Genomic DNA, 5370 nt, shown 5'->3' with positions numbered 1-5370 from the left:
AGCCCAAAACCCTTGGTTTTGAGGCTCGCGTAGAGTTTTTGCAGCTCCGGGTGCTCGGCGCGGCAGGGGCCGCAGTTGAAGAACCAGAAGTTAATTAGCACGGCTTTCTTGCCCTTGAGCGCCTGTGCCAGCGAGAGCTTGCCGCCTGTGGGAGTGGCAAGGTTGAACGCCGGAGCCTTCGCGCCCACTTTCAGCAGCTTGGCCTCCAGGCTCGCCATTCCGCTACTGCCGGGCGGCTTCACTTCCTCAAGCCCGGTGGGGAGCGTGAAGTTCTCGGCGGCAATCTCTAGGTCGAACTGAACATTTGCTAGAGTAATCTCCTGCCCGAATTTCTGTCCGCCCGCCTCCGAGGACGCCACGAAGCGCTGGATCATCTTCTCCGGGCTGACATAGACACGAAGAGTCCGTTCCGTCTCTTTTAGCTCCAGCACCTCAAAGCTCGTCTCCCCAATTTTTTCCACTCCAACAAACGTGAACTTCTTGGGGTCGGTGCCGGGGATTCCTGTCAGAAATGGCCAGACCGTCTCGCTGTCTACGGGGCCTTTGGTGTACTTTTTTCCCGTGATATCGTAGGATGCCTTGCCGTCCATGATCATCAAGACTCCCTCACCCTTGTCCGGTGTTAGCTCGACGCGGCCTAGGCCGGGGGCTTTGAAGAGCAGCTTACCCGAGCGCTTCTGCGGCTGTGGCCCCGTGACGGTCATGGTCATCTCCGCCGAGAAGCTCTTGAGGGACTTGCCCTTGGCGGCGATCTCCGAAAAGAGGGCAACCGCTTTCTCATCATAAAAAAACGGGGCTGCCGCGATCAGGGCGGGAGCCACAAAAAGGGGCACGGGCATAGGTTTCGTTTCTCCTGAGGACTCGCCCCGATAAACCGGGGCGTCTTATTGTCCTCGTGCCTCGGACACAAAGGGCGTTCCGCCCATAACCGAGTTAACTCGGCATGGCCCGGAGGGCCTTCGTGTCGGAGCTTGCGAGGACAATAAGACGCTCTCGTTCATGGAAGCGGTCGTCTGAGAAATATTCTACAGGCAAAGCCCTCCCCCTGCCGAAAATGGAATTGCCTGGTATGGTTACCAGGGATAACTCGCCATGAAAGCCATGATTCTTGCCGCCGGGGAGGGCACGCGCCTGCGCCCCCTGACTCTGACCCTGCCAAAGCCAATGGTGCCGGTCGCCAACACGCCGCTGCTGGTGCGGACGGTGGAGCTACTGCGTCGCCAGGGTGTGGAGCAGCTCGCGGTGAATCTCTACCACAAGCCTGAGGTGATCCGCGCCCACTTTGGCACGGCCCTGACCTATTCCGACGAGCCTACACTTCTGGGAACGGCGGGCGGCGTGAAGAAGCTCGCGGGCTTTTTGGACACCACGTTTGCCGTGCTCTACGGTGACAATCTCTATGACTTTGAGCTGGCACCGCTGCTGGCATTTCACCGGGCGAAAAACGCGCTGGTGACGATTGCGACTTTCGAGACACCCAACCCGAGCGCGTGTGGCCTGGTAATCACCGATGCGCACGGTAGGGTGACACGCTTTCAGGAAAAGCCACCCGCCGCCGAAGTCTTTACGAACACCGCCAATGCGGGCGTCTATATTTTGGAGCCGGAGGTGCTGGCATTTATCCCCGAAGGCCTGGTCTGCGACTTTGGCCGCGATCTCTTCCCGGCGCTACTCGCGCGCTTCCCCAGTCGGCTTTTCGCACTGCCCTTGGGCGGCTATCTACGCGACACGGGCACGCCGGAGAACTACCGCCAGGCCAACTGGGACTTGCTCGGGGAGCAAACGCTGCTTCTGGCACCCACGGCGCAGGTTGCCCCGGAGGCGCAGCTCATGGGCCGAAATGTGATTGGGGCGGAGTGTAAAATTGCAAGCGAGGTGCAGCTAACCGAGAGTATTCTCTGGGAGGGCTGTCAGCTTGGCGTGGGTGCTCAGCTCAGGCGAGCCATTCTGGGGCGGGGCGTTGTGATTGGGCCGGGCGTGGTTCTGCCACCCGGCGCGGTGATTGGAGAGGGCGAGCGCGTTTTATGATTATTGTACAGACACCACTGAGAATTTCGTTTGCGGGCGGGGGAACCGACTTTCCAGACTACTACAAACGCGAGGGAGGCTGCGTCGTTTCCACGGCCATTGATAAGTACATCTACGTGATCATCAAAGACCGCTTCGATAAGAACATCCGCATTGGTTACTCCCGCACGGAGCTGGTGGAGAGTGTGGACGAGATCGAGCACCAGTTGGTACGTGAGGCGATGAAAAAAGTGGGCGTTCACTACGGCATCGAGATCGCCACCATGGCCGACATTCCCTCGGAAGGCTCCGGTCTCGGCTCGTCGTCGTCGGTGACCGTGGGGTTGCTCCATGCGCTCTACACCTTTAAAGGCCAGCTTGTCACCCCGGGCCAGCTAGCGCGCGAGGCGTGCGAGATCGAGATCGAGATCCTGGGCAAGCCCATCGGCAAGCAAGACCAGTACATCGCGGCCTACGGTGGCCTGCGGCGCATTGACTTCCACTCCGACGAGACTGTCGCCGTGAGCTGGGTGCCCATGCCTGAGGAGCAGAAGCGCCGTTTCAGTGAGTCGTTGATGCTTTTCTACACCGGAATCACGCGCAATGCCGACAAGATTCTGCTGGAACAAAAAGATAATATCGCCGAGAAGCTTCTGACACTTGATAAGATGAAAGCGCAGGCCGACGAGATTTACAATGCGCTCATTGACGGCAACCTTAACCGGATCGGTCGGGTGATGGATGCCGGCTGGCGGCATAAAAAACTGCTCGCGACTACCATCTCCAACTCGTCCATCAATGCCTACTATGAAGCGGCGCTGGATGCGGGGGCGATTGGCGGTAAGGTGGCGGGCGCGGGCGGCGGGGGCTTTCTGCTTCTCTTCTGCACGCCCGACCGCCAGGCGCATGTCCGACAAGCCCTCTCCAGCCTTAGGGAGCTTCCCATTGGGCTGGAGCGCGACGGTACCAAAGTGATCCTCAACGCCCGGCGCTAGCCTAGGGAAGTAGCGCCAGAGGTTGTCGGCCACGATGAGTCCGACGGTGGCGCTCTGGTGACCGTTCCTGAAGCTGGGCAATCTTGGTGGGCAGAGCTGTTGTTTATCTTTGGCTTGCCCCTCATATTAAAATTACCAAGAAGAATACTCGTTTTATATATAACATATCTAGGATATGCAACAAAGCCTTCATGAATTACTAGTTTTTGCTGTGCACACTAAATGTATTATCCATTGTGTGCCGAAACTGAGTGTGTGATGGAAAAATCAAGAAAATTACGAAAAAAACAAGGTGGCTTAATGATTGTAGATGCGATCATTGGTATGTTTCTGTTGACCCTTGTCTTTGGAGTGATCATTAGTACTATGGTGATGGGGCTACAGTCAGGGAGGCGATCCCGTGAGTTTCAGAACGTTGGGTTGGCTGCTCGTCAGGTTGTTGAAAATATCCGAAGTTTCAAAAAAGCGGCGCTTGCTGATGGCACGTATCAGGACGCGACGATTTTGGGAGCTGTGCCGCAGCTGAGTGCCCTCTCCAATGCGAGCATTTCCGCCCATGTGAGTTCGTTCAACACACGTGCCCATCAGGTAGTAGTGACTGTGAGCTGGTACTCCGTGCCAGCGAAGCGAAATCTAGCACAAAAATTTACTACTCTTTTCTCTTCGGATGGAGTTGCCAAGTGAAATCTCTTCTTGAAACTATGTTTGGTGCGATCATTGGTGTAATGGTCATCATGATGTCTATTAACTTGACAGATGCGGTTGTTGCAACGAGCATAAATGGTGCTACAGACATGGCACAGGATAACTCAGTGCGCTTGGCGACGAGTGAGATGCAGCTGCACCTGCGCAATGCCAGCCGGGTACTGGCCTCTGCGACGGTGGGTAATACTATCTACAGTACGGGGCCGACCACTTTGGTAGTGGCTGCACCCGCCTTCAATGCTGGCAATAGCAGCTATTTTATTACCGGGCAGGATGACACGATCATCTTCACCTACGATGCGGCGAACCAGGAGATCCGTGAGACGATTGTCGCTTCGGGCGGCACGGCTCGCCCACAACGCACTCTCTTCACGATCGGGCGCAGTGTCACTGATATTACTTTTACCTATAATTGCCGTCAGGCCTTTACCGCTACCGTGACAGGGAGCTCAACTACCTACACCCTGGCCACTCTACCCGTAGCCGCGTCGGTGAAGGCCTATGTCAATGGGACGCTAAAGGCGACGACTGTTGTCAATTCTGTCGTCACCCTCACCGATACTGTCACGGCCAATGATCTGGTGCAGGTCTTCTATATTCCCCAGACCTTCTCCGCAAGTGCACCCGTAACGGAAGTTACTTTTACCATTCAGCAGAGTAGTAGAGGCGCACGCGCTGAACGCACCACCACAGCACAAGGCAGCGCCCGATTGCGTAACTACCGGAACTAAGGAGCAGCATCGTGAAAAAGAACAGCTTGAAAAAACGAGGTTTTGCAACAGGTGCTGCCATGACTTCGGTTATTGCTAGCATCATGATTCTGGGAGCCCTGATGTACGCTGCCTCCACCCAGCTCAGCTTAGTGAGACGCAGCCTTCAGCGAACCTCTTCGACACTGGTAGCTGAGGCAGGAATTGAGCACGCGATGTCCACGCTCGCCGCTAACTGGAACGCCAGTGGAGGGAGTGGTAGCCTCTATGAGGATCCAGGTGTCAATACCACCTCGGCAGGAAGCTTCAGCTACACGATCAGCGCACTCAACGACTCCAAACGACTGATCACGGCAACCGGCACGTCTCCCACTGGGAGGTCGGCCCAGGTTGTCGGGCTCGCGGAGTTTATCTCGGGGGATGCCGTCTCCCTTTCCCGCTACGCGCTGCTGGCCAAGGCCTACATTGGGTTTGGGGGAAGCTCCAGTATTCAGACGACACCCCTCAATGCCCATAACGCCGACGCCCGAACCAACGGCTATATTACCCAAGGAGGGAGCTCCTCTATTGATGGGACATTCTTTGCGGTAGGGACGATTGCGGGAATGGGATATTACCCCAACCAGCCTAACTATGCCGAGATCAACTTCCCGGAGGAGACCCAGATTCAGGACTGGGAGGCCGACTGGCGCACCCAGTCGCAGTCGGCAGGGCGCACCTACTCCGCAAACTCACTGCCGGCTAGCATCGTCGCCCCCGCCTACATCACTGGCGATGTCTCCCTCACAGGAAAGAAAACCCTCACAATTACGGGCAGTGGGTTTGTCTTTATTGAGGGGAGCATGAATATGAATGCCCAGACGGTGATCACCAATAGTGCCACGCTGGTGGTTCGAGACTCCTTCACCTGCAACGGGCAATCCTACTACACCATCCCAAGTTCGGCACTGATC

At 56.5% G+C, this 5370-nt stretch carries 6 protein-coding genes; 5 read left to right on the top strand and 1 reads right to left on the bottom strand.

Annotation, left to right across the window (positions count from 1 at the left end; translation table 11 throughout):
- The coding region (locus tag ACH2EH_RS07500; protein WP_395140407.1) for a redoxin family protein at positions 1-839 on the bottom strand (839 nt) is incomplete at its 3' end.
- A gap of 253 nt (positions 840-1092) precedes the next feature.
- Between ACH2EH_RS07500 and ACH2EH_RS07495 the strand changes: the two genes are divergently transcribed.
- The 5 genes from ACH2EH_RS07495 to ACH2EH_RS07475 all read left to right on the top strand — a co-directional run.
- Entirely contained in the window at positions 1093-2028 is a 936-nt protein-coding gene (locus ACH2EH_RS07495; protein ID WP_395140406.1) for a sugar phosphate nucleotidyltransferase, read from the top strand.
- On the top strand, positions 2025-3002 hold the full coding sequence (locus ACH2EH_RS07490) for a GHMP kinase (protein WP_394794825.1): 978 nt from the start codon (positions 2025-2027) through the stop codon (positions 3000-3002). Before ACH2EH_RS07495 ends, ACH2EH_RS07490 begins: the two co-directional genes overlap by 4 nt.
- Before the next feature lie 255 nt (positions 3003-3257).
- Positions 3258-3686, top strand: coding sequence for a hypothetical protein (locus tag ACH2EH_RS07485; RefSeq protein ID WP_395140404.1), 429 nt, complete (start codon positions 3258-3260; stop codon positions 3684-3686).
- Complete coding sequence (locus tag ACH2EH_RS07480) at positions 3683-4438, top strand: hypothetical protein (protein WP_395140402.1); 756 nt, start codon at positions 3683-3685, stop codon at positions 4436-4438. The genes ACH2EH_RS07485 and ACH2EH_RS07480 overlap by 4 nt, the downstream gene beginning before the upstream one ends.
- A gap of 59 nt (positions 4439-4497) precedes the next feature.
- Positions 4498-5370, top strand: an 873-nt coding sequence (locus tag ACH2EH_RS07475) for a hypothetical protein (RefSeq protein ID WP_395140400.1), incomplete at its 3' end; no start/stop codon positions are given.

The sequence above is a fragment of the Armatimonas sp. genome (assembly GCF_043760365.1).
In the GTDB taxonomy this organism is placed as follows: Bacteria; Armatimonadota; Armatimonadia; order Armatimonadales; family Armatimonadaceae; genus Armatimonas.
The sequence above is the reverse complement of the archived record's forward strand: the minus strand, read 5'-3'. Positions and strand labels throughout refer to the sequence as shown.